Here is a 26678-nt window from a genome sequence, read left to right on the forward strand (position 1 = left end):
CAACACGTCGCCAGTCGCTGTCGGGTGGGTGCGGACAGCGCTCAGCAATCGCAGTGTGCAGGGTGTATGAGGATTCCGAGCACTGCCCGCGTCCGTCTGGCGGCGAGGCAGTCGTCTTGTTAGCGATTCCTAGTACAGCGGTGTCCCTGCCTTGTACGCGGCCACGAAGGATTGCCAATCCAATTGCACCTGCGCGGCATAATCGAATGCGAACCGGCGCAGCTCCCACTTCAGCCCGCTTGTGCTGGTGACGGCTTTGTCGATTTGCTTGTCGATGTTGTAAGGCACCACCTTGGGGTTGTTGTCCCGGTCTGCTAGCGCATGTGCCGAAGCCAGCGCCTGGCCCATATAGGTCGCTGCGGTGGTGAGCGTGTCGGTGCTGTTGAGCATGCTCGGGTCGAAGTCTTCCTGGAACGGCGATTTTTCGTGCACGTAGAACGGCGTGCCGTTGACGCTGGCGTAGCCGATCAGTACGTCGGGGGCGATGGTCTGTGCCTTGGCGGTGAGCGCCACGCGCGCGCCTTCGTTGTCGTCGTAGGTGGAAGCGGGCATCTGCCATGGCGCGGCGATTGCCACCGCACTGGTCGCTTCCTGCTTCCATTCCAGGATGACATCATCGTCGATGGACGTCGTGGGGCCTTCGATCAGCACGTACAGACGCAGTCGGCCGAGGCTGCCGACGCCAGAGCCCAGCTTCTGCCGCACGCCCTTGATCGTGTAGTAGCTGGAGGGATAACGTTTGGAGGCGGCGATCGAGTCGATGTAGCCATGCATTGCCTCTGCGACTCCCGTCGTGGTGGCATTGTCCACGGCGACCAAATTGTCCAAGGTTTGGAAGCTGCGCTTGCCGCCGCTGACTTCGGTGTACTTGGACAGTAACTTGCTGCGGCTTTTGCCATCGGCCTTTTCGATGATCTTGGCGACGGCGCCGCTGGTGTTGTCCTTGGTCAACTGGAAGGTCTTTTCCGCATCGCTGCTGCTGAACTGGCGCATCTTGTCCATATAGGCGCCGACCATGGTGTCGATCGCATCGCCGATGTCGCTGTCGGACAAGCCGTTGTCGCGCCCGGCCAGCACCATGCTCGTCGCCAGCCGGCGCAGGTCCCAGATGTACTGGCCGAGATGGCCTTCGTCGAAGTCGGAAAGTTTGAAGGCGGTCACGCCGTTGCTGTCGCGTGCGGCATCGAAGTTGTTGATGTGCGCGTCGCCGTTGAGCCAGGTGTAGCTGGTCTGCGGAGATGTCCACGGCGAACACGGCAAGCGCTTCATGTCGTGATAGAAGATGGTGTCGGTGCCGCGGTAGAAGGCGTAGGCGCTTGCTGCCATCTTCGCCATCTTGGTATCCAGTTCGCCGTGTTGCGCGGCATAGGGATGGTTGTCGTTGTAGATCTGCTGTACGACCCAGGTGTCGCGTTTGCTTGCCGTCAGCGCATTGCAACTGCTTGTAGCGAGGGTCATGCCGATGAATAAATACAATGGTAGGCGAGTTGACATCGTGAATCTCCAGCGTGTACAGGGAAATTCATTCGATCACGCAGGAAGTTGCCTGCGGATGAATATGGTGTGTCTGGGGTGGTATCTGTCGCGTTCTGGCGTTGCAAAGTGAAAGATGCGTTGGGATGGATGTGCAGCGGTACGGCGCGCAGCGATTGTCCCGGCATGAGAGCCATTGCTTGCAGGACGGGCGGTCCATGACGCACATCCGGCTGTGGTTTGCGTCACATCAGGTCCAGAGTGCTCAGGGGGCGTGTCGGCAACTGCGTGGGGTGGGGCCGTGTCACATCGGCCGGATTGCCAAGGTGCCGATCTTGTCAACGCCACGACCACCATAGAACGGCTGGCAGTGCGATAATCCCGGGCATGAGCGAATCTCCTTACACCACTGGTACGACCCATTTCGGTTTCCGCGACGTTGCCGCCAAGGACAAGCAAAAGCTGGTCGGTGAGGTGTTCACCTCGGTCGCGGGCAATTACGATCTGATGAACGATCTGATGAGTCTTGGCATTCATCGGGTGTGGAAGCGTTATTTTGTGGCCACTGCCCAGGTCAAACCGGGCGACCGCGTCCTTGATCTGGCGGGCGGCACTGGCGATATCGCCGCGCTGCTCAAGGAGCGCGTCGGCAGCGACGGCGCGGTGGTGCTGGGCGACATCAACGCCGGCATGTTGTCGGTGGGGCGCGACCGGCTGACCAATCGTGGCCTGGTGGCTGGCCTGGAGTATGTGCAATGCAATGCCGAGGCGCTGCCGTTCCCGGACCAGTGCTTCGATCTGGTCACCATCGCCTTCGGTCTGCGCAACGTGACCGACAAGGACGCGGCATTGCGCGAGATGTACCGTGTCCTCAAGGTTGGCGGACAAGTGCGGGTGTTGGAGTTCTCCGAGGTCACCGTCGATTGGTTCAAGCCGCTTTACGACTTCCACTCGTTCAAGGTGCTGCCGCGGCTGGGTAAATTGTTCGCCAAGGATGCCGAGAGCTACCAGTACCTGGCTGAAAGTATCCGCAAGCATCCGCCGCAGGAGCCGTTGAAAGCGATGATGGAAGCGGCCGGCTTTGCCCGCAGTCACTACAAGAATATGACGGGTGGAATCGTGGCGATCCATTCCGGCTATAAGATCTGAGCCTATCATTTGCTGGTGGCGGATGCGTCGCGTCGCTGTGGCGGATGCGTGCGCAGTTGTGCATCCAGAAGGCATGCAGGGTATTGGCCGGACCGCCGAACATCGGCTCCACCGTTTGAGTCTTGGCGGATGCGTTGGCTTACGGTCGGTCGTCCCTGTTATCGCCATGTAAATTTTAATGTTGCTGAATTTGCATCGGATCGATGAGTTGTACAGTCTCTGGATGATTCACGCGTCATCGGTCAACGCATTTAAGAGTCGCTAACAAAACGACGCCGTTGTCGCCGCACGGTATGCGAGCAGCGTTAGGAAATCCTCATCCTTTGTACACTGCGGCTCTTGTACGTTGTCAGCCCCCCACCCGAAAGCGAATGGCGACGTTTTTAGCAACTCTAAGCAATTATGGAGATTGCCGCGAGGTTGTGAGTCGATTTCATGATTTTGAAATGAATCTTTTTGAAGAATAGCTTTCTCAGCATGGTGTTCAAGCTGTTTTGGCTGAAGCGTTCCGCAATAAGTTTCTTCTTTCTATATTCATCGAGATGGTTGGTGACGAATGGCGATTTCTCCTGCATGCGGTAGCTGCGATACCTTTGAATGGCTGGCATTGATGGATGTCCTCGGTTGTTTCGAGGACATCGAATTCACGGCCTTGTGCGGCCAGTTAACACCGTTGATGCTGGGTATGCCGCAGACCGGCCTGCTGAAATTTAGCCTTGCCAGTGGCAATCGTTTTTTTTGATATGCGATGGCGATGCACAATCCGATCCGTGCTTTCGCTCCCTCGATATCGCTTGCTATTATTCGTCCATGCCGTTGGTGGCGGGGGACGTTTTAATCGCACGAGCCGAGCGTTTCAATGCACTAGTACGGCAAGGCGTGCGAACGTGTCTTCTGTATCGCTGCGAAGGGCAAGCGCTGGGTCGGATGCTTGAGGAATGCACCGGCGCTGCTGTCCGGATCGAATGGGAAACACCTTATATGCACGCCGAGGAGCAGCGTAGTGGTCTGATGCTTTCCTCGGGTTGGAGAGAGGGAATCCGTGAGCATGCGGCCAACTTGATTGCCAACTACATGCACACCTGTGCCCGGTCGGGCGATGCGCTTACGCACAGGCCATGCCTGAAAGAGGCTGGCGGGCGATGAGCGGGACGTTGCATTTGATCTGGGGGCCGACTTGCAGCGGCAAGACTGCGCTCGCCGTGGCGTTGGCCGAGCAAACCGGATGGCCGGTCATCGCGCTGGATCGCATTCAGTGCTATCCCGAACTGGCGACCGGCAGCGGGCGTCCGTTGTCGCCAGAGCTGCGTGGCACCCGCAGGATCTATCTCGCTTCGCGCGCGGTGCGCGAGGGCATCATCGCAGCGGATGAGGCGCACGCCTTACTCAAGGACATGGTCGAGCGGCACCGTGCTGCTGGTGGTGTGATTCTGGAGGGTGGGTCGATTTCACTGATCAATCGGATGATTGCCGATCCGCACTGGGCGAGCGGTTGGCAGTGGCATTCGTGCAGATTACGCTTGGGCGATCCTGACGCGTTCCTCGACAGGGCGCTGCGCCGCGTCGAGCAGATGCTGCGCAGGCAGCAGGAGCGCTCCTCGCTGCTGGAAGAACTGGTGGCGCTATGGCCCGATCCTGCGCTGCGCCCGATCCTCGAGGATGTCGACGGATATCGGTATGCGATCCGTTTCGCGCGACACTGGAATTTGCCGGTCGCCGAGCTGCTGTCCATGGGAGATGAGATGAAGCAGCGCCTGATTCGTGGCATTGCCGAGGAATATCTTGAACATGCGCAATGGCAGGAGCGCGATTTCCTGGCGTTGCCGGCGAGCTGGCAAGCACAGGAGTTATCGACGTAACGCGGTGGCTTGCGCCAATCGGGCATCGCACGGCGTGCGGGCGAGGCTGCGTTAGAATCCGGTTTTGCCCGATGCGGTGGCCTGTATGCGATCTCCCTTGCTGTTGACCTTGACTGTCGCGATCGGCATGGCGGGCTGTTCCAATGAACAGGCGCCTGCCGCCGCCGCTCCCGCAACGCCTGCCGCCGCGCCGCGCGTGGATCGCAGCCACGACGAGACCTCGTATGCCGAGCCGTCCAAGGTCGTCATCAAGGATCTGGTGCTGGATCTCAAGCTGGATTTCGACCACAAGCAGATCGGTGGTACCGCAACCTATACCTTGGATTGGAAGGATCGCAACGCCAAGCAACTGGTCCTGGATACCCGTGAATTGACCATCGAAAAGGTGCAGGCCGACGATGGCAAGGGCGATCTGGCGCCGCTGCAGTACGCGCTGGCCCCGGCCAATGCGATCTACGGCAGCAAGCTGACGATCGAAGCGCCCAACCGGCCACAGAAGATCACCATCGCTTATCACACCTCCGCCACTGCCTCCGGCTTGCAGTGGCTGGAGCCGGCGATGACCGAGGGCAAAAAGCTGCCCTTTATGTTCAGCCAGTCGCAAGCCATCCACGCACGCTCGTGGGTGCCGTTGCAGGACACGCCGAGCGTGCGTTTCACCTACAGCGCGCATGTGGTCTCGCGTCCTGACGTGATGGTGCTGATGAGCGCCGACAACGATCCGAACGCGGTGCGCGACGGCGATTACACGTTCAAGATGCCGCAGCCGATCCCGTCTTATCTACTCGCCATCGCCGCTGGTGACTTGGTGTTCAAGCCGATCTCCGCACGCTCTGGCATGTGGGCCGAACCGGCGATGGCCGACAAGGCGGCCAAGGAATTTGAAGACACCGAAAAAATGATCGTCACCGCCGAGACGCTGTACGGCCCGTATCGCTGGGGCCGCTACGACATGCTGGTGTTACCGCCGTCGTTCCCGTTCGGTGGCATGGAGAATCCGCGTCTGACCTTCGCCACGCCGACCGTGATTGTCGGCGACAAGTCGCTGGTGTCGCTGATCGCGCACGAACTGGCGCATAGCTGGTCCGGCAACCTGGTGACCAATGCCAGTTGGAAAGACATCTGGCTCAACGAAGGATTCACCACCTATGTACAGGCACGCATCACCGAAGCGCTGTACGGTGCCGAAGCGGCCGAGATGGAGCGCCAGATCGACCAAACCGATTTACTGGCCGATCTGCAGGGCATGCGTCCGGCCGACCAACTGCTGGCGCTGCCAGCGCTGACCGAGCGCGATCCAGACGATGCTCTGAGTCAGATTGCCTATGTCAAAGGTGCTTGGTTCCTGCAATTTCTGGAGCAACGTTTCGGTCGCGACACGTTCGATGCGTTCCTGCGCGGTTGGTTCGATGACCACGCTTTCCAGAGTGCCAACACCGACCAATTCGTCGATTATCTGAAAACCCATCTGCTGGCCAAGAAGCCGGGCGTGGTGAGTGAGAAGGAGTTGCATGCGTGGCTGGACGAGCCGGGTATTCCCGCTTTCGCGCAGAAAGCGCGCTCACGCAATTTCACGATGGTCGACACCGCACGCATCGCCTGGAATGGTAGTGGCACGTTGCCGGGCAAGCAGATCACCGATGCCTGGAGCACGCAGGAATGGGTGCGTTTCCTCAGTGGCCTGCCGCCTGTACTCAGTCCGGAACAGATCAAGCAGCTCGACGCGGCCTACCATTTCACCGGTACACCGAACGGCGAGATCGCGATGCGCTGGTACCCGCTGGCCATCCGCAGCGGCGACCTCGACGCGCGCCCGGCCGCTGGGCAATTCATCGCCCGCATCGGTCGCCGTCGGCTGATCCTGCCGATCTACGCGGAGTTGGTGAAGACCCCGGACGGCCTGGCGTTCGCCGAGCAGGTCTTCGCCCAGGCCAAGCCTGGATACCATCCGATCACCACGGTGTCGGTGCAGGACATGCTGGACAAAGCCAAGGCCAAGGCCGACGCAGTCGCGCATTGAACTGGTAGCGCCCGCAGACGGTGTCGGTGGGTGCGCGCGGCGCCGGGGTGATCCCGGCGCTGGGCATTCGCGCTATCCTCGGCAAATGCCGATGGCCTCATCGTCCATGCGTGCTTGACCTTCGTCCGCCTGCCGACCCGACGCTCCGGCATTTGCCGTCGTCTTGGTCCTCCGCTCCCAGGTTCAGCTTTGCTGGACCGGCTGGCATCTGCCGAGGAGAATGCCCTGACATGACCGATCTCTGTACCACGTTCGGGAAGCTGCTGACGCCGCTGCCGGATGCCGCTGGCGGTGAAGTCTTCACCGAGCTGCTCAAGCGCTCCGGCTGTCGCATCGAACGCATCGTCTCGCATGGGCAAACCACGCCCAAGGACGCGCCCTATCTGCAAGCGCACGATGAATGGGTGATGGTACTGAGTGGCCGCGCGCGGGTGCTCGTGCACGACCAGGAAATCTCGCTTGCGCCAGGCGACTATGTGTTCATCCCCGCCGATACGCCGCACTGGGTGACCTTCACCGACCTCGACCATGCCACCGTTTGGCTGGCGATCCATCTTGGCGAAGCCGACGCGGCGGCCTGAGCGCATGGCATGCTGTTGCTTCCTGGTTCTTTCATGGCGTCGATGATGATGTGGCCGTGGGTGCTGTTCACCGTGCTGGCCGTTGTGTTGCTGCTGTTGCCAGGTGTTGCGTTGCTGTTGTGGCACAAGCCATTCCTGCTGCTGCGCCTGGAAGGCCGGCGTCAGTGTTGCGGCACTGGATTGCAACGGTGTCAGGCGCAGGTTGCCGGGCACCGCTGGACGTATCTGCAACGCGCCGCGTCCGATCCCGCCGCACCGACCCTGCTGCTGCTGCACGGCTTCACGGGTAGCAAGGAAAACTGGCTACCGCTGGCGCGTGTGCTGGGGACGCGTTATCACCTGATCATCCCCGATCTGCCTGGCTGGGCGGAGAGCCAGCGCATTGCCGGCGAAGATTATGGTTTCCTCGCGCAGGCCGAACGCGTCGCCGCATTCGCCGCGCATTGCGTCCGCCGTGCCGGCAGCCAGTGCGTGCTGATTGGACATTCGATGGGCGGCGGCATCGCCGCGTTGGCCGCCGCGCGTCATCCCGCACGATTTGACCGCGTCGGTTTGCTCAATGCGGCCGGCGTGCGTTTTGCCGACAACGCCTTCGGCCAGACGGTGCTGGAAGGTCATAACCCGTTCGCAGTGCACGATGCCGCCTCGCTGCGCCGTTACATCGAGACCGCATTCGTGCTTGAGCGTAGCAAACCGCGCATCCCGGCATGGGCGGTGCCGGTGGTGGTTGCCTGGCGCCGCCAAGAGGCCGATTTCGAGCAGCAGGTACTGGCGCGGATCGGTCGCGGCGAAGAGGCGTTTCTGCCGTTCGAGGAGGCCGCGTCGATCCGTCAGCCGGTCTTGCTGCTGTACTGCGTGCAGGATGCGGTGATCGATGTCAGTGCGTTGGCGTTGTACGCGCAGCGCCTGCCGCAGGCGATCCAGGTGATGCTGGAGGGCAGCGGCCACATGTCCATTGTCGAAAAACCCAACGACGTCGCGCAGGCGATCGCGACCCTGATCCAACGAGGAACCCCACGATGAAACGTCTCCTGCTCGGCGCGCTGTGCGCCGTTGCCCTGGCCGGTTGCGGCGACCACGAAGCCGAACGCAAGGCGCAAGCCGCCGCGCAAGCGCAGGCCAAGGCGCAGGCCGCCGAGGACCTGGCCAAGCAATACGCCGCTGCCGTCACATCTGCCAACTGGGAGTTGGCGCGGATCCACGGCGCCGCATTGCTGCAGCAGTATCCCGGCTCCGCTGCTGCCGAACGCATTCGGCCCGGCTATGCCGAGGTCAAGGCCAAGGGCGAGGCCGCGCGCGAACTGCGGCGCATGCAGGCCGCCTGGCAGTATTCGCAGGTGCCGGTGGGCAAGGGCGTGCAGCGCGCGGCGATGCTGTACAGCCGCGACAAGGTGGACGTGGACGGCAGTGGACCCAAGCCGGTGCAACTGGTGTTCCGCGATCATCCCGAGTGGAAGCGCAGCGCGTACCTGGTGCTGCAGTCCGGCGATTTCCGTTGCGCCAGCGGCTGCAAGGTGGAATTGAAGGCCGATGCCGGTGCGCCACGTCCCGCTGCGGCGAGCCGCCCGAAGACCGACGAAGCCATCGCCATGTTCATCACCGACAACAAAGCGCTGTGGAAGCTGGCGCGCAAGACCACGGTCCTGCAGATCACGTTTCCCGTGAAGGCGGGTGGGACGCGCACGGCAGTGTTCGAGACTGGCGGGCTGGATGGCGCGCAGATGCCGGGGTGGGATTGAGCCGCATGGATTTCACCACGTCACAGGCACGGACGTTGCGCCAGGTGCGGCATTGGGTGTTCGACATGGATGGCACCTTGACCCGCGCCGTGCACGATTTCAGCGTGATTCGCGACGCCCTGCAGATTCCGCTGCATGCCGACATCCTGCAGCACCTGGCGGCGTTGCCGGAGGCGCAGCGCGCCTCCAAGCATGCTTGGTTGCTCGAACACGAACGCGCATTGGCGCATGAAGCGATCGCCGCCAATGGTGCTTCGTTACTACTGCGGACTTTGCATGCCGCCGATTGCCGGTTGGCCGTGCTGACCCGCAATGCGCGTGAACTGGCGCAGCTGACTCTGGAAGAGATCGAACTTGATGATCTGTTCGACACGGTGACCATCCTCGGCCGCGACGACGCTCCGCCCAAGCCGCATCCGGGTGGCCTGTTGCATCTGGCAGAACAGTGGGGTGTGGCGCCGCAGGCGATGGCGATGGTGGGCGATCACGAGTACGACCTGCAATGCGGTCGCAATGCAGGGGCCACTACGGTGTTGCTGCGTGCGGATAACCCATGGCCTGCGCTAGCTGACCTGCATTTCACTGATTGTGCCGCGCTGTTGGCGTGGTGGCAGGATGCGGCGTCTGTTCCATCGCATGGAGCGTATTGAGGCGACGATGCACTTGATCCTTGAGACAGCCAAGGTCTGAACAAGTCAGACTTCCGATATCAGCAAGCTTAAAATTCAATGTGTTGGTCAGGTAAAAAACAGGGAAGGTGGGCAAGTTCAGACCTTCCCTAACGGAAACTGGCAATTCAGACACGCCTTACTGGCCAACGCTCAGATGTTGGTTGCCGATCATGTGCACCACCTGCAGTTTGAAGGCGGCATCGAAGGTTCTGCGGCGAAGCGATGTCATGGCGTGCTACGTCCTCGTTGGGGATGATCATCCCCTATCGAGGTGTCCACGAGAATTAGACCAGGACAGTGCTGATGCCAAATGACGCTGTAGGAAAATTCCTGCCGAACTGCTGATGTCCATCGATTGCCACCTGCGCGATGCTGCGTATGCCGGACGCGGCGCCATGATGGCCGCTCAACCCGCGTGGCGCTTGAGCAGCGTCAACCCGGCACCTCGCTATCGCGATCACGCCCTGGGCAGTAGGCTGTCTCTCTCCCTTCCCACAGGTGGAACTATGGCTGCGCGACCTCCGTTTGCCACGCCGTCCCGTGCAGCGCTTCCCCTGCTGCTGACCGCCGTCTTCGCCCACTCCCTGACTGGATGTTCGCGCATGAACACGCCGACCAACGCTCCGACCAACACCGCTTCCGGCATTCACATGATCGGCAATATTCCCGTCGATGCCCATAACACCGTGCATATCGATACCAGTAAGCCGATTCCGTTCAGTACGCATGCGTTCGGGGCGATGTGTTACGACACCTATGGCTGCAAGGTGCTGTACGACGGCAGATACGAGGCCCACGATCCCGATGATGTCAAACAAATTTCGTCGGCTTCGCTAGGCGATGGTTACCCCGGCAACCTTGATTCCGGCACCATCGGCATCCGTAACTTTCCACACTTCCCCCCGCCCGCCGAAGTGACATGGCGCTCCAAGGACGGCCAGCCGCACCATGCCCTGGTCGATCTCGAAGCCATCTTCAAGGATAAGGTGGTCCTGCATCACGTGCCACAGAATCAGTTGCCGCCAATCCTGCAGGCAGATATCCGTCCGGACATCATTCTGGAAGTCAACGATCGCACCATCAATGTGTATATGAAGGCGATGGTGCAGACGACTGTGCTACGGAAGCCAGACAACCCAGACAGCGATTTCCGCAACGACCTGATCCTCGCCTACACCAAAACTTACTGATGGCGTCCTCGCCAGGGAGCATGTAATGAGCAACGAGCATACCGATGCAAAGACATGGCCGGATGAGGTGGAAACGTATCCGGTGACGGCGCAAGACTTGGCGGCATATGCACACAGTCGCCATGCGCTGGCTCAGTTCCAAGCGCCGCTACTGGTCAGTCAACAGAACCCACACACCCGTTTGTTCGTGGCTTGCTTCGATGGCACGGGCAACGACAAGTACAAGGATCCTCAGCACATCACCAATATTGGGATTCTGTACGACCAGGTGCAAGCTACTAAAAAAGCAAATTTTCGCAATATCGGAGGCCACTACGTCCCCGGGGTAGGCACCCAGGACGATGCCGTGACCCGCACTCTCGACGGAGCCATGGGCTATAGCTACGGCCCACGGATGGAAGAGATGTACTTTAATTTCATCAACCAAGCCAAACAATGGCGTGACCAAGACAAGAAAGTCGAAATCAGCATCGTGTCCACCGGCTTCAGCCGTGGTGCCGTCACTGCGGCCATGTTTACCCGCATGGTCCACGAGCGCGGCATCCAGAACCCGATTGACATGAAGATCGAACAGGGACCACACGGCGAAATCCTAAAACTCACTCCCACACATCCGCCGTTGGTGCCGCCCGGTCGCACCGCGCAGACAGTCGGCTTGCTGGACCCGGTCGCCACCGGTGACATGAATCTGCACGACGTGCGCTTGCCGCCCTCGGTGGTGTCGAGTTTGCAACTCACCGCACGCGATGAACGCCGCGATCTCTTTCCGGCCAAGGACATCTTGCATCCCGGCCATTCCCACGACGGGCGATTCCTCCACGACGTGCGCTTGCCGCCCTCGGTGGTGTCGAGTTTGCAACTCACCGCACGCGATGAACGCCGCGATCTCTTTCCGGCCAAGGACATCTTGCATCCCGGCCATTCCCACGACGGGCGATTCCTCAATCTGGTCCATCCTGGCGCGCATTCGGATATCGGTGGTTCCTATCGGCTCGATGGTTTGTCGGTACGCAACGGCAATCTGTTGGCCGACCGATTATGTCAATAGCCTCAGCGATAAACCGTTCCTGCAACCGCGCACCGTGCCCAGCGCGCCGGAAATGAACGTCATCCACCGCTCCGAACAACACGAATCCTATTACACCACCACCATGGCGACGACGCTCGGGCATCGCGTGCATGTGCATGACTTGGCCGGCCCAGCCATGACTCTGGCTCCATTCGATGCCCAATCCCTGGATGCCGGGTTGCGCGCGCACTTGCCCTTGCGCACGGTGGCGGTGTCGCCTGAGCGCACCGATCCGGCGTTGCCGGCGTTCTTCCGGGAGGGACCGCATCCGCATGCGTCAGTGGCGCCACCGTTGCCGGCGTATTTGCAACAAGACGTAACGCCGCATGTGCCGGGCGTAGCGTCCACCCACAGCACATCGACAAACGCGAACACGTCCTCCTCCTCTTCATCCTCTGCCGCTTCCACACCGTCGCTGTCCATGGACAGGCACACGTCGATGCAGGAGACCTCGCCGCCCAACAGCACCACGAACGCATACAACAGGCGCAGCAGCACGCGCCGCAACTCGCGCAAGCGCATTCGCAGACACATGCGCCGACGTCACATGACACCGCATTGGCTCCGCAAAAACCAGCCAGCGTGGACATGCAGGAACAGGCGCGGATCGCGCAACTGCAGCAGCAGGAACAGCAAGCGCAGGCAACGCGCGAGCGGCAACACCATTATGTCAATAGCCTCAGCGATAAACCGTTCCTGCAACCGCGCACCGTGCCCAGCGCGCCGGAAATGAACGTCATCCACCGCTCCGAACAACACGAATCCTATTACACCACCACCATGGCGACGACGCTCGGGCATCGCGTGCATGTGCATGACTTGGCCGGCCCAGCCATGACTCTGGCTCCATTCGATGCCCAATCCCTGGATGCCGGGTTGCGCGCGCACTTGCCCTTGCGCACGGTGGCGGTGTCGCCTGAGCGCACCGATCCGGCGTTGCCGGCGTTCTTCCGGGAGGGACCGCATCCGCATGCGTCAGTGGCGCCACCGTTGCCGGCGTATTTGCAACAAGACGTAACGCCGCATGTGCCGGGCGTAGCGTCCACCCACAGCACATCGACAAACGCGAACACGTCCTCCTCCTCTTCATCCTCTGCCGCTTCCACACCGTCGCTGTCCATGGACAGGCACACGTCGATGCAGGAGACCTCGCCGCCCAACAGCACCACGAACGCATACAACAGGCGCAGCAGCACGCGCCGCAACTCGCGCAAGCGCATTCGCAGACACATGCGCCGACGTCACATGACACCGCATTGGCTCCGCAAAAACCAGCCAGCGTGGACATGCAGGAACAGGCGCGGATCGCGCAACTGCAGCAGCAGGAACAGCAAGCGCAGGCAACGCGCGAGCGGCAACACCAGATCACGCAGCAACACGCGCAATTGCACCGTCAAACCATGGATGCGCAGCAACACGAACACGACCAGCGCCACAGCCAAGACACCCGTTCGCATCAACACGAACAGCGTCANTACAACAACATTTGCAGACCATCGGTGCCACCGACCACGATGGCAAGGCCATCCAGGACGACAAGGACTACGGCCCCCGCACCCAACAGGCGGTAGAGAACTTCCAGCGTTGGGCTGGCCGCGAGCCAACCGGTATCGCCGACCCAGGCACGCTCGAAGCGCTGCAAACGCATGCCCAGTTCGCCGCGCGGCAGAAGACACAGGACCTCGCCACCGACCGCCATTTGGCCGATCACGCCCAGCCTGCACTCTCCCACTCGACCGATGCCGTCGCCGAGCGTCCGGCCCAGCCTCGCCCCGACCTCGCCACTGCGCAGCAACAAGCCGCACCCAAGGCGCTGGAACCCTACAGCAGCCCCAATTCCCCGTTGCGCGCCCTCTACGCGCAGACCAAAGCCAACCTGGAAAAGAAGGGCATCTCGATGTCCGAGGAACGCCTGCATCAGGTCGTCGGCGAGATGGCGCTCTACAAAATGAGCCCAGGCGGGGATAATCATTTAGTCCCCAAGGGCGATACGCTCTATGTCTGCGATCTTACGCGCAGACCAAAGCCAACCTGGAAAAGAAGGGCATCTCGATGTCCGAGGAACGCCTGCATCAGGTCGTCGGCGAGATGGCGCTCTACAAAATGAGCCCAGGCGGGGATAATCATTTAGTCCCCAAGGGCGATACGCTCTATGTCTGCGATCTCAAGGTCCCCTACACGCACTTCATGGTGGACCTGCGCGAGCCGGCGAGCTCCATCGGTGCAGTCCACGCTGCAGCAGGTGCAGACCCAACTGCAGACACAGGAAGCGGAGTTGACGGCCATGCGGCAGCAACAGCAACAACAGCAATACCAGCACTCGTATGGCCGATAGCCAGGCGGATGGCATGAGCGCCACGGCACGCGATACACGCAGACGGCGCGTTCTCAATCAAGGCTCATACTTTCTGAAAGCGATTGCTGAGAGTGCCGCAGTTGCCCCGGCTGGCGCTGGCCGAAGTGTCATCGCATGAGAGTTTCCATCGGTGCAGTCCACGCTGCAGCAGGTGCAGACCCAACTGCAGACACAGGAAGCGGAGTTGACGGCCATGCGGCAGCAACAGCAACAACAGCAATACCAGCACTCGTATGGCCGATAGCCAGGCGGATGGCATGAGCGCCACGGCACGCGATACACGCAGACGGCGCGTTCTCAATCAAGGCTCATACTTTCTGAAAGCGATTGCTGAGAGTGCCGCAGTTGCCCCGGCTGGCGCTGGCCGAAGTGTCATCGCATGAGAGTTTTCGGCCGAGGCCACGCTCACCTCAACCAGCGGCTGGAGGCATTGGAAAAGGCGCTGGCCGAGCAACAGCAGCGCACGCATTTTCTGGAAGGCCAGCGCATCCGCACGGTGCGGCAGTTGGTGGCGATGCAGTCGCTGCTGGAGTCCTTGATTCGCACGCATCCGCGACCGGACCTGATGCTGCGTTGGTGGAATCACGAAGTCCCAAAACTGATCGATGAGGTCAGCGAGATCCCGCCGGATCTACCCGCCGAACACCAAGCGCAAGCCCTGGCCTGGCAGGGGATGGTGAAGCGCTATACGTACCTGATCGAGGCGGCGGCAGAGTTCTATGCGCAACGCCATCAAGGCGAGGACTGAAACGGCGGCAGCGCAATTTCAGCATCATCGACACTGCAAGCTTGTATTCAGGGCGGCGGGCAGACTTCCCGCCGCAATCGCACGCGCAAGCCGGGTCAGGGGCACCCTATCGATTTTTGCCAACTCCTAAAGCTGGCATGAGAGGGCGTGTTGTCAGTGGTTGGAGGCAGGCTCGGGTTTGACAGGCTGCTGATGCACCTGATCCTCGCTAGACTTGCCTGATCATCTGTGGGACGGCCGCTGCCCGGCTTCCCTTCCAAACTGCAAGGTTGTCAATGTCTTCTTCCCTCCGCCTCGCCATGGCCCAGTTCGATTTTCCGGTTGGCGCCGTGACCCAGAACACCGACCGGATCATGGCGCTGATCGAGCAGGCGCGCGATACGCATGGCGCCGACATCGTGCTGTTCCCGGAATTGGCGATAAGTGGCTATCCTCCGGAAGATCTGCTGTTGCGCCCTGGGTTTCTCGCCGATTGCGAACAGGCCGTACAACGTATCGCCGCGCGTGTGCATGGCATCGTCGCGGTGGTCGGCTGGCCGCAAAGCGTCGGCAGCGTGGTGTATAACGCCGCTAGCGTGCTGCGCGACGGGCGTATCGCCGCTACCTACCGCAAGCGCGAATTGCCCAACTACGCGGTGTTCGACGAGCGCCGTTATTTCGATGTGGATCCGGATGGCGAACACTGCGTGTTCGACCTCAAGGGCACGCCGGTGGGATTGGTGATCTGCGAGGATCTGTGGTTCCCCGAGCCGTTGGCCGCGACCGTGCGTGCCGGTGCCGAACTTGTGTTGGTGCCCAATGCCTCGCCCTACGAGCGTGGCAAGCACGCGCAGCGCGATGCGTTGCTGGCCGAGCGCAGCGGTGAAAGCGGTGCGGCGTTGGCGTATCTCAACGTGGTCGGTGGTCAGGATGCGCTGGTGTTCGATGGTGCCTCGGTGGTGGCCGACGGCGACGGCACGGTGCATCCCGCCGCCGCTGCGTTTACCGACCAATGGTTGGTCGTCGATTACGACCCTGGCAAACGCCGCTTCGCGCCTTTGCACTGGAATCGCGACGGTGCCGACGAGGAGAGCATGGAAGCGCTGGCCTGGCGCGCAGTGGTGCGTGGGCTGCGAGATTATTGTCGCAAGAACGGTTTTTCCAAGGTATGGCTGGGATTGTCCGGCGGGATCGACTCGGCGCTGGTGCTGGCGATGGCGGTGGACGCGCTGGGTGCGGAGAATGTCGCCGCCGTGCGTTTGCCCTCGCGTTATACCGCCGATTTGTCCAACGACCTGGCCGCCGAGCAATGCCGCACGCTGGGGGTACGGTTGGAGACGGTGGCGATCGAGCCGGCGTTCGAAGGCGTGTTGCAGGCGCTCGGTCCGTTATTCGAAGGCACTCAACCCGACGTTACCGAAGAGAATCTGCAATCGCGCAGCCGTGGGTTGATCCTGATGGCGCTGGCGAACAAGTTCGGCGGCTTGCTGCTGACCACCGGCAACAAGAGCGAGTACGCGGTCGGCTACGCCACCATCTATGGCGATATGTGCGGCGGCTACGCGCCGCTGAAGGATCTGTACAAGACCGAGGTATTTGCCCTGGCGACATGGCGTAATACGCTCGCTGCAACGGCGGTGATTCCGTCAGCGGTGATCGCGCGGGCACCGTCGGCGGAACTGCGCGCCAACCAGACCGACCAGGATTCGCTGCCGCCCTACGACGTGCTCGACGGTATCCTGTATCGCTACGTCGATCAGGAAGCATCGCGCGATGAGATCGTCGCCGCCGGCTATGCGGCGGAGGTGGTCGATCAGGTGATACGGCTGGTGCGCATCACCGAGTGGAAGCGTCATCAGGCTGCGCCGGGCCCGAAGGTTTCGCGCCGCGCCTTCGGGCGCGAACGCCGCTACCCGATCAGCAACGGCTACCACGCCTAACCGCGCGTGGTGTGCTTTTCTGGCTTCACAGCGCTTGCAGCAAGCGTAATCCGAACGCATCGTCCTGCGCGTTCCAGCCATGGCTGACGCGCAGGCCGGCTTCGGCGGCCATCGCACCGAAGCTGTGGTCGGTATATTTGTGGCTGTATTCCACCTGCATCGCTTCTCCGGCGGCGAAGGCGAAGCGATGTCCGCCCACATGCACCTGCTGCGCGCATTGGCTGACCAGGAAGGTTTCGATGCGCTGCTCTGCGGGTACGTACACCGCGCGGTGGCGGAATTGCTCCAGATCGAAGTCGCTGCCGATTTCGCGGTTGAGGCGGCGCAGCAGGTTCAACGTGAATGCGGCTGTGACGCCAGCGGCATCGTTGTAGGCCGCCTCCAGCACTGCGGGATCCTTGATCAGGTCGAGACCGATCAGCGCGCAGCCGTGCTCGCGCATGGTCGTGCGTATCGAGCGCAGCAGTGCGATGCCGTCCTCGCGGGTGAAGTTACCCAGAGTCGAGCCGGGGAAGAACACCAGCGTGCGGCGTGCGTCGCGTTGTGGCTGCGGTAGAGGAACCGGTGCGGTGAAGTCGGCGCACACCGGCAGCATTTGGATGTGCGGGAAGCATTCGGTCAGGCGCGTGGTGCTGGACATCAGGATGTCGCGCGCCATTTCGATTGGGGTATAGGCCACCGGCATGCGTAGGCCGTCCAGCAGCAGTTGTGTTTTGCGTCCGCTACCGCTGCCCAGTTCCACCACATGCGCGCCGATACCCACGGCCTGCGCAATCGATGGCATATGTGCTTCCAGCAGGCTCAACTCGGTACGGGTCAGGTAATACTCGGGCTGATGCGTGATCGCTTCGAACAGACGCGACCCCTCGGTGTCGTAGAAATACTTGGACGGCAATTGTTTGGGGCTGCGCGATAATCCATCGATTGCATCGGCGAGGATATCGTCCGGCTGCGGATGCAGGTCGGTCAATGCGGCTTCGGTCAGGGCACGGGCGGTTGCGGCATTCATGCGGGGTCCTTGGCCAGGCGCACGCCGGCGAACTGCCACCGCGCATCGGAGGGGAAGAAATTGCGATAGCTGGCGCGGATGTGGTCGTGCGGGGTGGCGCAGCTACCGCCACGCAACACCCATTGCGCGTTCATGAACTTGCCGTTGTATTCGCCCAACGCGCCCGACCACGGGCGAAACCCCGGATACGGCAGATAGGCACTGCCGGTCCACTCCCAGACATCGCCGAACAACTGTTGCAGCCCTGTTTCCGTTGGCGTCGATGGTTGTGGATGCAGTGCATCGGCATCGGCGAAGTTGCCGGCAATGGCGATGCCGGTGGCGGCTTGTTCCCACTCCATCTCGGTCGGCAGGCGTGCGCCGGCCCAGCGTGCGTAGGCATCGGCCTCGAACAGACTCAGGTGGCACACCGGCGCATGCGGATCGCGCTCGCGCCAGCCGCCCAGGGTGAACTCGCGCACGCCGTCGGCGTGCCAGTACAGCGGCCGCTGCCAGTCCTCGGCGGCGCGCCGCGCCCAGCCGTCGTTGAGCCACAGGCCGATGCTGCGATAGCCGCCGTCGGCGATGAACTCGGCGTACTCGGCGTTGCTGGCCGGACGACTGGCCAGCGCGTGCGCCGGCACCAGCACGCGGTGCTGTGGCGACTCGTTGTCGTAGGCGAAGTCCGCATGCGCCGGCCAAGCGGGGGCGCCGATCATGCAGATCTGCTCGTCGCGCTGGAGCCAGCGCAAGCTGGTGGCCGGTGCGCGCTGGACGTGCAAATCCGAACGGTATGCTGGCCCCAGCGGGTTACGCCAGAACGCGTGTTTGATATCAGTCAGCAGCAATTCCTGATGTTGTTGTTCGTGCTGCAAGCCCAATTCCAGCGCCTGCAGTGCCTGCGGTGCTAGCGCGCCCTGCTGCAGCCGTGCCAACACGCGCGTTTCGATTTCGCTGCGATAGTCCAGCACTTGCGCCAGCGATGGGCGCGACAACAGGCCGCGGTGCGGCCGTGCGTGCGCCGGACCGAGGCTCTGGTAGTAGCTGTTGAACAGGTAGTCCCACTGCGGGTCCACTGGGCGGTAGGCGGGGTCGGCCGACAATACGAAGCGTTCGAAGAACCAAGTGGTATGGGCCAGATGCCATTTGGCCGGACTGGCGTCGTCCATGCTCTGCACCATGGCGTCTTCCTCGCTCAACGGTGCGGCCAGTTGCCGGCTGCGTTGGCGCACATGGTGCAGGCGTGCCGCCAGTGCGGTGGTGCAGCGCGTGGTGGAAGCCGATGCCGCTGGAGAGGTTGCTTGCATTTTCCCAGTCTTGGGGGAGTGCCGTGAATATTCCGTCACGCGTGGTGGATATTGGCGATAGGCTTGCGCGATGTCTACAGCCGCTTCCAGCAACGAGATTGGCGATCTGCACACGGCGTGCGTGGTCGATCTGCCGGTGGCGTCGGGTGCTTTCGTGTTGCCGGCCGCAGTGCGCTATCTGGACACGGCCAGCAAGGGGCCGCGCTTGGCCAGCGTGCTGGCAGCAGGCCAAGCGGCGCTGACCGATTCGATTGCGTCCTGGCGCTTGTCTTTCGACGATTGGCGCGCGCAGATCGAGCAATTGCGTGTGCTTGCCGCCGCAACAGTGTTCGAACACGATCATGATGGCGTGGCGATGGTGCCATCGGCGGCCTACGGTTTGGCCATCGCCGCACGGCAGGTGACACTGGCCTCAGGCGATGCGGTGTTGTTGCTTGAGGGCCAGTTCCCATCGAATCTGCTGGTGTGGCAGCAGCGCTGCGTGGAGACAGGCGCGCATCTGGTGGTGGTGCGGCGCACGCCGGGTCAGGACTGGACCGCCGCGGTGCTGCAGACGCTCGACGCACAGCCGCGTGTGCGTGTGGCGGCGTTACCCAACGCATACTGGCGCGATGGCACGTTGCTGGATCTGGACCGGATCGCGCCGCGTGTGCATGCGGCGGGGGCGATGCTGGTGCTGGATCTGAGTCAGAGCCTGGGTGTGCTGCCGGCGCGGCTGGCGGCGTGGCGACCGGACTTCATCGTCGCGGTCGGGCATAAATGGTTGCTTGGGCCGATGGGGCTGGCCTGGCTGTGGGCCTCGCCGCACTGGCGGGCGCACGGCGTGCCGTTCGAGCAGCACTGGCAAGCGCGCGATCCTGGTGGCGACTGGGATTTCCCGGCCGATGCGCCACCGCGCTACTGTGCCGGCGCGCGTCGCTTCGATGCTGGAGGGGTCGCCGATCCGCTGCGCCTGGCGATGGCGCACGCGGCCATGCAGCAGGTGCGGCATTGGCAGCCGGCGCGCATCGCCAAGCGGCTGGGCGAGTTGAGCGCGGCGTTCGCAGATGGATTGTTGGCGCAGGGATTGGGCGATTGGATCGCGCCCGGGCACGCGCCGCATGTGTTCGCACTGCGACCGCCAGCGTCGGCGTTGCAGCGCTTGTTGCCGTGGCGACAGCGTGCGCAGGTGGTCTGTACCCATCGCCACGATGTCTTGCGCATCGCGCCGTATCTGCACCTGGAGATTGCAACGATGCACGACCTCGCGGTCGAGATGGGCGAGGTCGCACGCGCCTGAGTGCGACCTCGCGTGGCTTCAGCGTCGCGCGGCCAGCCGTAGACCGCGTGGCGTCAGCCAGCGTTCCAGCGCTTCGAACAGGCCCTGCACCAGCAGCGCCAGAGCCGCGGCCGGCACCGCGCCTTCCAGAATCAGGCCGAGCTTGTCCAGGCGGATGCCGGTGAGAATCGGCTGGCCGTAGCCGCCGGCACCGATCAGGGCCCCCAGCGTGGCGGTGCCGACATTGATCACCGCCGCGGTCTTGATCCCCGCCAGGATGGTGCGCAGGGCCAGTGGCAGTTCGATCCGCCATAGGCGTGTGCCCGTTGGCAAGCCGATGGCCGCGGCGGTTTCGCGCAATTCGCGGGCGATGCCGGTCAGGCCGGCGTGGGTGTTGCGCACGATCGGCAGCAGGCTGTACAGGAACAGCGCGGCGATTGCCGGTTTCGCCCCGATGCCGAACAGCGGGATCATGAACACGAACACCGCCAGCGACGGCAAGGTCTGCAAGACGCCGGTCACTGCCAGCAGCGCTTGACCCAGCCGTGGGCGGTACGCGGCGAGGATGCCCAGCGGCAGCGCCACCAAGAGCGCTAGCCATAGCGATAATCCGACCAGGGTCAGGTGTTCGCGGGTGCGTTGCAGCAGCCGCGGCAGGCGTCCGTCCTGCACGGGTGCGGTCATCCCCAGCCAGTCCGCCGCGACCGCGCTCTCGGCGCGATGCTGCAGTTTGACCTGGGCATTGAGTCGCCGCATCGTCGCCGCATCGATGCGTCCGCCCAGCTTCTCCAGCGCCTGTACGAAGCGTGGCGCGCGTTGTGCCAGGTCCTGCCGGTAAACGAAGACGGCGGCATAGCGCGGGAAGTAATGCCGGTCGTCCTGCAGTACCCGCAGGTCGTGCGCGGGGATGTCGGCGTCGGTGCTGTACAGGTCGGTGAGATCGATCGCGCCGCTGTCCAGTGCGCGGTAGGCCAGGTCGTGGTCCAGGCCGGTGGCGGTCTGCGGCAACTGGTAGGCGGCGCGCATGCCGGGCCATCCGTCTGCGCGCGAGAGGAATTCGTTGCTCAGGCCGAACTTCAGCGTCGGATGCGCGGCGAGGTCGGAAAGACGGGCGATGCCCAACGCTTGCGCGCGTGCCCGGCGCATGCCCAGGGCATAGGTGTTGTCGAAGCCCAATGGCGCGCTCATCGCCAGGCCGTGCCGGGCCAGCGCGCGACGCAGCGCGGCGTCGTCGGCAGCGGGCAACTGCAGCAGTTCCGTCGCCAGGGTGCCGGTGTATTCGGCGTAAGCGTCGATTGAGCCCTGTTGCAGCGCGCGCCACAGGATGCGGGTACCGCCGAGTTGACGCCGGTGCTCGACCTCCACCCCGGCTTGGCGCCCGGCGGTGGCGGCGATTTCCCCCAGGATCACGGCTTCGGTGAAATTCTTGGAGCCGACCACGACCGGTTCCGGCGTCGCCCGCGCTGGAGCCGCAAGCAGTGCGACCAGGAGGCCGAGCAGGGCGGTGCGGGCCAGCCGCGGCGCGGTCATCGCGCCTCCAGCAGGCTGCGTTGCGCGTGCAGGAACTGACCGACGAACGGATCGACTGGCGCCTCCAGCAGGCTGCGTGCGCTGCCTTGTTGAAGCACGCGGCCGCTGCGCATGAGCACCAGGGTATCGCCCAGGTAGGCGGCTTCGGCGACGTCATGGGTGACCAGCACGACGGTCTTGCCGAGCAGCGCGAACAGCTCGCGCATGTGCGTTTGCAGTTCGTGGCGCACGATGGGGTCGAGTGCGCCCAAGGGTTCGTCCAACAACAGCACCGGCGGGTCCAGCAGCAGCGCGCGGATCAGCCCCACACGCTGTCGCTGGCCTCCGGAGAGTTCGGCGGGATAGCGTGCCAGCAGCGTTTCCGGCAGACGACACAGGGCGGTGAGTTCGTGCAGGCGCGCTTCGATCCGAGGCCGCTTCCAGCCCAGCGTGCGCGCCAGCAACGCGGCGTTGTCGCGTGCGCTCAGGTGCGGAAACAGCCCGCCTTCCTGGATCACATAGCCGATGCGTCGGCGTTGCGCCAGCAAGGTGGCGTGGCGCAGGGGTTCGCCCTGGAAGCGGACCTCGCCGCGATCGGGCCATTCCAGCCCGAGCAGCATTCGCAGCACACTGGACTTGCCGGCACCGCTGGGGCCGATCAAGGCAGTGGTGCGGCCGGTGTCGATATGCAGATCGACCCGGTCCAGCGCCAGCGTGTCGCCGTAACGGCGGGTGACCCGATGCAGTTCGAACATTCGCGCAGCATAGCCGTTGGCGCTCGCGCCATGGCCGATTGCGCAGGTTCGTGCAAAGGACCGTCAAGGTAGGTCGCCGTGGCACCGTCATGCCTGTGGCGGCGCACACGGCGGTGTCACAACGCGACAGGGGCCTGGCGGCCCCTGTCGGTAGATGCGTTGCGGATGGATCGGACCGCGTGGATCAGTTCGTCATCTGCGAGTTGGATTGCCCGGTCGCGGCGGATTTTTCGCCGGCGAACGGATTGAGCTTGCGGACCATCCACGGATACTTCGGCCACTGGCCGCTCAGCCAGGGATGCTTGGGATCGTTGAGTTCCAGTACCCGGCGCGCGTCGGCGGCCAGGGTCTTGTTGCCCAGGTGGGTATAGGCATCGGCCAGCACCGCCACCGCGTCGTACTGGAACGCGCTTTGCGGGTAGGTTTCCAACAAATAGTCGGCGCGCGAGGTGGCCGACACCCAGGCGCCACGTCGCAGGTAATACAGCGCATTGTCCAGTTCGTGCTGCGCGAAGACGTTGCGCAGCGCGATCATGCGTTGACGCGCGTCGGCGGCATAACGGCTGTTGGGGTAGCGATCGGCGACGGTGTTGAAATCGGCGTAGGCCTGCTGCGGGGTGGACAGATCGCGGCGGCTGGGGTCCAGCGACCACAACCGACGCAGGAACACCGTATCGCGGTTGGAATTGGACAACCCGCGCAGGTAGTACATGTAGGCGATGTTGCGCTGGGTCGGGTAGGTGCGGATGAAGCGGTCGATGGTGGACACCGCGTCGTCGTGCTTGCCGGCCTTGTACTGGGCATAGGCACTCTCGATCATCGCCTGCTCGGTGTACTCGCCATAGGGGTACTGCGCGATCAGACGCTTGAAGCTGTGATCGGCACCGGACCAGTTGCCGCTCTCCATCTGTCCGTGCGCTCGCTGGTACAACTGCTCCACCGGCATTCCTTCTTCCGGGTCCTTTTTGTGGCGGTGGCAACCCGTCGCCACGATCAGCGTGACCAGCAGCAGGGCGATGAAACGGACGTGCGCGGACAGCGGGACGGAGCGTCGGATCATGAGTTCGGGCGGGACACGGCAGGAATGCGAGGGGGCGATGATAGCCTAGTGGCCTGTCCTGCGACTGACTACGGCCGTCGCGCCCCCCTATTTCCCGACCGATCCTGCCCCAGCCAATGCCCAATACCCTCCCGGACTTCCCCGAGGATGCCGCCAGCGACGGCCCGCGCCAGGCGCGTGTGCCCGACCATGCCGCCGGCCGCCGCTTCGATGCGGTGCTGGCCGAATTGTTTCCCGAATACTCGCGCTCGCGCCTGGCTGAATGGATCAAATCCGGCGATGCCCTGCTCGACGGCGCCCCGGCGCGGCCGCGCGACTCGCTGCGTGGTGGCGAAATCGCCAGCCTGCACGCGGTGCTGGACACCCAGACCCACGCTCTGCCGGAGGACATTCCGCTGGAGGTGCTGTACGAGGACGATCAGGTCATCGCGTTGAACAAGCCGGCCGGGTTGGTGGTGCATCCGGGCGCGGGTAATCCGAGCGGTACCCTGGTCAACGCCCTGTTGTACCGCGACCCGGGGTTGTCGGCGTTGCCGCGCGCCGGCATCGTGCACCGCCTGGACAAGGACACCAGCGGTGCCATGGTGGTGGCGCGGACCCTGCAGGCGCATACCTCGCTGGTGGCGCAACTGGCCGCGCGCCAGGTGCATCGGCAGTATCTGGCGGTGGTGGTCGGAGCGCTGGTCTCCGGTGGTACCGCCAACGCGCCGATCGACCGTCATCCGCGCGACCGCCTGCGCATGGCGGTGCGCGAGGATGGCCGTGACGCGGTCACCCATTACCGACTACGCGACCGCTTCCGCGCGCACACGGCGCTGGAATGCCGCCTGGAGACCGGACGCACGCACCAGATCCGCGTGCATATGGCACACCTCAAGCACCCGATCATCGGCGATCCGTTGTACGGCGGCCCGCTGAAACTGCCCAAGGGAGCGACCGACGCCCTGATCGCTGAACTGCGCGGTTTCAAGCGTCAGGCGCTGCACGCCGAGATCCTGGAGTTCAAGCATCCGCTGCATGGCGAGCCGGTGCGTGTCACGGCTGCGGTGCCGGCGGACCTACAGCGGCTGCTGACGGTGCTGCGCGCCGATTCGCAGTTGGCTGCCGAGCAGGCGCGGCGCTAAACCATGGCGCGGCGATCTGCATCCACAGGCGCTGAGCCGGGCTGTCTGTGCGCAGCGTGGCGCCGATGAACGACTTCGCCATGCGCGCTGATTGGCCGGCTCCATCTGGGGTGTGCGCGTTCACCACGCTGCGCGGCGGTGCCGGCGCCTCGTCGCCGCCGTTCGACCGCTTCAACCTGGGCAATCGCAGCGCCGCCGATGGTGACGATCCGGCGATCGTGCAGCGCAACCGCGAGGCATTGGTGGCTGGCTTGGCGCTGCCGTCGCCGCCGCACTGGCTGCGGCAGGTGCATGGCGTGCAGGTGCTGCGTTTCGAACAGCCACCGACGGCGCATGGTATCGACGCCGAACCCATTGCCGACGCCGCAGTGACCGCCGAACCCGGCGTGGTACTGGCGATCCTGACCGCCGATTGCCTGCCGGTGGTGTTCGCCGCGTGCGATGGTCGCGAGATCGGCGCCGCGCACGCCGGCTGGCAGGGCCTGGCTGGCGGTGTGCTCGAAGCGACCGTGGCGGCGTTGCGCACGCCGCCGTCGCGATTGCAGGCTTGGTTGGGGCCGGCGGCCGGTCCGCAGCGCTATGAGGTTGGCGTCAACGTGCGTGAGGCGTTCCTGCAGCACGATGCGGCGGCGACCAATGCGTTCGTCCCCACCCGCCCCGGACACTGGAACGTGGGTGGCGGTGGCAACCCGTCGCCACGATCAGCGTGACCAGCAGCAGGGCGATGAAACGGACGTGCGCGGACAGCGGGACGGAGCGTCGGATCATGAGTTCGGGCGGGACACGGCAGGAATGCGAGGGGGCGATGATAGCCTAGTGGCCTGTCCTGCGACTGACTACGGCCGTCGCGCCCCCCTATTTCCCGACCGATCCTGCCCCAGCCAATGCCCAATACCCTCCCGGACTTCCCCGAGGATGCCGCCAGCGACGGCCCGCGCCAGGCGCGTGTGCCCGACCATGCCGCCGGCCGCCGCTTCGATGCGGTGCTGGCCGAATTGTTTCCCGAATACTCGCGCTCGCGCCTGGCTGAATGGATCAAATCCGGCGATGCCCTGCTCGACGGCGCCCCGGCGCGGCCGCGCGACTCGCTGCGTGGTGGCGAAATCGCCAGCCTGCACGCGGTGCTGGACACCCAGACCCACGCTCTGCCGGAGGACATTCCGCTGGAGGTGCTGTACGAGGACGATCAGGTCATCGCGTTGAACAAGCCGGCCGGGTTGGTGGTGCATCCGGGCGCGGGTAATCCGAGCGGTACCCTGGTCAACGCCCTGTTGTACCGCGACCCGGGGTTGTCGGCGTTGCCGCGCGCCGGCATCGTGCACCGCCTGGACAAGGACACCAGCGGTGCCATGGTGGTGGCGCGGACCCTGCAGGCGCATACCTCGCTGGTGGCGCAACTGGCCGCGCGCCAGGTGCATCGGCAGTATCTGGCGGTGGTGGTCGGAGCGCTGGTCTCCGGTGGTACCGCCAACGCGCCGATCGACCGTCATCCGCGCGACCGCCTGCGCATGGCGGTGCGCGAGGATGGCCGTGACGCGGTCACCCATTACCGACTACGCGACCGCTTCCGCGCGCACACGGCGCTGGAATGCCGCCTGGAGACCGGACGCACGCACCAGATCCGCGTGCATATGGCACACCTCAAGCACCCGATCATCGGCGATCCGTTGTACGGCGGCCCGCTGAAACTGCCCAAGGGAGCGACCGACGCCCTGATCGCTGAACTGCGCGGTTTCAAGCGTCAGGCGCTGCACGCCGAGATCCTGGAGTTCAAGCATCCGCTGCATGGCGAGCCGGTGCGTGTCACGGCTGCGGTGCCGGCGGACCTACAGCGGCTGCTGACGGTGCTGCGCGCCGATTCGCAGTTGGCTGCCGAGCAGGCGCGGCGCTAAACCATGGCGCG

28 protein-coding genes are annotated in these 26678 nt (G+C 63.5%); 18 read left to right on the plus strand and 10 right to left on the minus strand.

Translation table 11 applies throughout. The features are described 5' to 3' along the window. Positions 1 to 129: 129 nt before the first annotated feature. Entirely contained in the window at positions 130 to 1494 is a 1365-nt protein-coding gene (locus XANALMUS060_RS13405; RefSeq protein ID WP_045738852.1) for a DUF2252 family protein, read from the minus strand. Between the two features lie 366 nt (positions 1495 to 1860). Between XANALMUS060_RS13405 and ubiE the strand changes: the two genes are divergently transcribed. The 10 genes from ubiE to XANALMUS060_RS22130 all read left to right on the plus strand — a co-directional run bounded on the left by ubiE (position 1861) and on the right by XANALMUS060_RS22130 (position 11730). After that, the gene (gene ubiE, locus XANALMUS060_RS13410; RefSeq protein ID WP_045738853.1) at positions 1861 to 2622 is read left to right on the plus strand and encodes a bifunctional demethylmenaquinone methyltransferase/2-methoxy-6-polyprenyl-1,4-benzoquinol methylase UbiE; all 762 of its coding nucleotides are present in this window, start codon (positions 1861 to 1863) and stop codon (positions 2620 to 2622) included. Positions 2623 to 3178: 556 nt separating this feature from the next. Beyond that, positions 3179 to 3364 (plus strand): hypothetical protein, encoded by a 186-nt coding sequence (locus XANALMUS060_RS19940; protein WP_152640504.1) that lies wholly within the window; start codon positions 3179 to 3181, stop codon positions 3362 to 3364. 400 nt (positions 3365 to 3764) lie between these two features. Next, on the plus strand, positions 3765 to 4481 hold the full coding sequence (locus XANALMUS060_RS13420; protein WP_045738855.1) for an isopentenyl transferase family protein: 717 nt from the start codon (positions 3765 to 3767) through the stop codon (positions 4479 to 4481). Between the two features lie 85 nt (positions 4482 to 4566). Continuing rightward, positions 4567 to 6501 (plus strand): M1 family metallopeptidase, encoded by a 1935-nt coding sequence (locus tag XANALMUS060_RS13425; RefSeq protein ID WP_045738856.1) that lies wholly within the window; start codon positions 4567 to 4569, stop codon positions 6499 to 6501. Positions 6502 to 6731: 230 nt separating this feature from the next. Beyond that, complete coding sequence (locus tag XANALMUS060_RS13430; protein WP_082065123.1) at positions 6732 to 7082, plus strand: cupin domain-containing protein; 351 nt, start codon at positions 6732 to 6734, stop codon at positions 7080 to 7082. Positions 7083 to 7091: 9 nt separating this feature from the next. Continuing rightward, on the plus strand, positions 7092 to 8105 hold the full coding sequence (locus tag XANALMUS060_RS13435) for an alpha/beta fold hydrolase (protein WP_235430495.1): 1014 nt from the start codon (positions 7092 to 7094) through the stop codon (positions 8103 to 8105). Continuing rightward, positions 8102 to 8821, plus strand: coding sequence for a hypothetical protein (locus XANALMUS060_RS13440; RefSeq protein WP_045738857.1), 720 nt, complete (start codon positions 8102 to 8104; stop codon positions 8819 to 8821). The genes XANALMUS060_RS13435 and XANALMUS060_RS13440 overlap by 4 nt, the downstream gene beginning before the upstream one ends. Positions 8822 to 8826: 5 nt before the next feature. Beyond that, positions 8827 to 9471 (plus strand): HAD family hydrolase, encoded by a 645-nt coding sequence (locus tag XANALMUS060_RS13445; protein WP_045738858.1) that lies wholly within the window; start codon positions 8827 to 8829, stop codon positions 9469 to 9471. 365 nt (positions 9472 to 9836) lie between these two features. Beyond that, positions 9837 to 10682 (plus strand): hypothetical protein, encoded by an 846-nt coding sequence (locus tag XANALMUS060_RS13450; protein ID WP_235430497.1) that lies wholly within the window; start codon positions 9837 to 9839, stop codon positions 10680 to 10682. Positions 10683 to 10707: 25 nt separating this feature from the next. Then, on the plus strand, positions 10708 to 11730 hold the full coding sequence (locus tag XANALMUS060_RS22130) for a DUF2235 domain-containing protein (protein ID WP_235430498.1): 1023 nt from the start codon (positions 10708 to 10710) through the stop codon (positions 11728 to 11730). Between the two features lie 90 nt (positions 11731 to 11820). On the opposite strand, the gene XANALMUS060_RS20980 is transcribed toward XANALMUS060_RS22130, so the two are convergent. From XANALMUS060_RS20980 to XANALMUS060_RS20595, 4 genes are all read right to left on the minus strand, one after another. Then, positions 11821 to 12285: a hypothetical protein gene (locus XANALMUS060_RS20980; protein ID WP_161795416.1), complete on the minus strand. Its 465-nt coding sequence runs from the start codon at positions 12283 to 12285 to the stop codon at positions 11821 to 11823. Positions 12286 to 12294: 9 nt separating this feature from the next. Further along, on the minus strand, positions 12295 to 12417 hold the full coding sequence (locus XANALMUS060_RS22690) for a hypothetical protein (RefSeq protein ID WP_255352377.1): 123 nt from the start codon (positions 12415 to 12417) through the stop codon (positions 12295 to 12297). A 101-nt stretch (positions 12418 to 12518) separates the two neighbouring features. Then, positions 12519 to 12983: a hypothetical protein gene (locus tag XANALMUS060_RS20590; RefSeq protein ID WP_161795416.1), complete on the minus strand. Its 465-nt coding sequence runs from the start codon at positions 12981 to 12983 to the stop codon at positions 12519 to 12521. Positions 12984 to 12992: 9 nt separating this feature from the next. Next, the gene (locus tag XANALMUS060_RS20595; RefSeq protein WP_161795417.1) at positions 12993 to 13214 is read right to left on the minus strand and encodes a hypothetical protein; all 222 of its coding nucleotides are present in this window, start codon (positions 13212 to 13214) and stop codon (positions 12993 to 12995) included. A gap of 23 nt (positions 13215 to 13237) precedes the next feature. Between XANALMUS060_RS20595 and XANALMUS060_RS18750 the strand changes: the two genes are divergently transcribed. From XANALMUS060_RS18750 to XANALMUS060_RS13490, 4 genes are all read left to right on the plus strand, one after another. After that, positions 13238 to 13858, plus strand: a complete 621-nt coding sequence (locus XANALMUS060_RS18750; RefSeq protein WP_161795418.1) for a peptidoglycan-binding domain-containing protein — start codon at positions 13238 to 13240, stop codon at positions 13856 to 13858. Further along, positions 13804 to 14103 (plus strand): hypothetical protein, encoded by a 300-nt coding sequence (locus XANALMUS060_RS19955; protein ID WP_152640505.1) that lies wholly within the window; start codon positions 13804 to 13806, stop codon positions 14101 to 14103. The genes XANALMUS060_RS18750 and XANALMUS060_RS19955 overlap by 55 nt, the downstream gene beginning before the upstream one ends. A gap of 383 nt (positions 14104 to 14486) precedes the next feature. Next, positions 14487 to 14855 carry a hypothetical protein gene (locus tag XANALMUS060_RS13485; RefSeq protein WP_045738864.1) on the plus strand — a complete coding sequence of 123 codons (369 nt, stop codon included), beginning with the start codon at positions 14487 to 14489 and terminating at the stop codon, positions 14853 to 14855. Between the two features lie 275 nt (positions 14856 to 15130). Continuing rightward, positions 15131 to 16774 carry an NAD+ synthase gene (locus tag XANALMUS060_RS13490; protein ID WP_045738865.1) on the plus strand — a complete coding sequence of 548 codons (1644 nt, stop codon included), beginning with the start codon at positions 15131 to 15133 and terminating at the stop codon, positions 16772 to 16774. Positions 16775 to 16799: 25 nt separating this feature from the next. On the opposite strand, the gene egtD is transcribed toward XANALMUS060_RS13490, so the two are convergent. Together egtD and egtB are read right to left on the minus strand one after the other, a co-directional pair. Continuing rightward, positions 16800 to 17783: an L-histidine N(alpha)-methyltransferase gene (egtD, locus tag XANALMUS060_RS13495; RefSeq protein ID WP_045738866.1), complete on the minus strand. Its 984-nt coding sequence runs from the start codon at positions 17781 to 17783 to the stop codon at positions 16800 to 16802. Continuing rightward, a complete protein-coding gene (gene egtB, locus XANALMUS060_RS13500) occupies positions 17780 to 19069 on the minus strand; it encodes an ergothioneine biosynthesis protein EgtB (RefSeq protein WP_045738867.1) in 1290 nt (429 codons plus the stop codon). Before egtB ends, egtD begins: the two co-directional genes overlap by 4 nt. Before the next feature lie 70 nt (positions 19070 to 19139). Here egtB and XANALMUS060_RS13505 point away from each other — a divergent pair, with 70 nt between their 5' ends. Further along, positions 19140 to 20348 carry an aminotransferase class V-fold PLP-dependent enzyme gene (locus XANALMUS060_RS13505; RefSeq protein WP_045738868.1) on the plus strand — a complete coding sequence of 403 codons (1209 nt, stop codon included), beginning with the start codon at positions 19140 to 19142 and terminating at the stop codon, positions 20346 to 20348. A gap of 18 nt (positions 20349 to 20366) precedes the next feature. Here the strand turns inward: XANALMUS060_RS13505 and XANALMUS060_RS13510 are convergent, their stop codons facing one another. The 3 genes from XANALMUS060_RS13510 to XANALMUS060_RS13520 form a co-directional block, all read right to left on the minus strand. Beyond that, a complete protein-coding gene (locus XANALMUS060_RS13510; RefSeq protein ID WP_235430501.1) occupies positions 20367 to 21842 on the minus strand; it encodes a glycine betaine ABC transporter substrate-binding protein in 1476 nt (491 codons plus the stop codon). 11 nt (positions 21843 to 21853) lie between these two features. After that, on the minus strand, positions 21854 to 22591 hold the full coding sequence (locus tag XANALMUS060_RS13515) for an ATP-binding cassette domain-containing protein (protein ID WP_045738870.1): 738 nt from the start codon (positions 22589 to 22591) through the stop codon (positions 21854 to 21856). Positions 22592 to 22775: 184 nt separating this feature from the next. After that, complete coding sequence (locus tag XANALMUS060_RS13520; RefSeq protein ID WP_045738871.1) at positions 22776 to 23651, minus strand: outer membrane protein assembly factor BamD; 876 nt, start codon at positions 23649 to 23651, stop codon at positions 22776 to 22778. Positions 23652 to 23767: 116 nt separating this feature from the next. Between XANALMUS060_RS13520 and rluD (XANALMUS060_RS13525) the strand changes: the two genes are divergently transcribed. From rluD (XANALMUS060_RS13525) to rluD (XANALMUS060_RS13535), 3 genes are all read left to right on the plus strand, one after another. Continuing rightward, complete coding sequence (gene rluD / locus XANALMUS060_RS13525; protein ID WP_045738872.1) at positions 23768 to 24775, plus strand: 23S rRNA pseudouridine(1911/1915/1917) synthase RluD; 1008 nt, start codon at positions 23768 to 23770, stop codon at positions 24773 to 24775. 65 nt (positions 24776 to 24840) lie between these two features. Then, a complete protein-coding gene (locus tag XANALMUS060_RS13530) occupies positions 24841 to 25485 on the plus strand; it encodes a laccase domain-containing protein (protein WP_082065126.1) in 645 nt (214 codons plus the stop codon). Positions 25486 to 25659: 174 nt separating this feature from the next. Then, positions 25660 to 26667, plus strand: a complete 1008-nt coding sequence (rluD, locus tag XANALMUS060_RS13535) for a 23S rRNA pseudouridine(1911/1915/1917) synthase RluD (RefSeq protein WP_045738872.1) — start codon at positions 25660 to 25662, stop codon at positions 26665 to 26667. The last annotated feature ends 11 nt before the right edge of the window (positions 26668 to 26678 follow it).

Source organism: Xanthomonas sp. MUS 060 (genome assembly GCF_000963215.1).
Lineage (GTDB): Bacteria > Pseudomonadota > Gammaproteobacteria > Xanthomonadales > Xanthomonadaceae > Xanthomonas_A.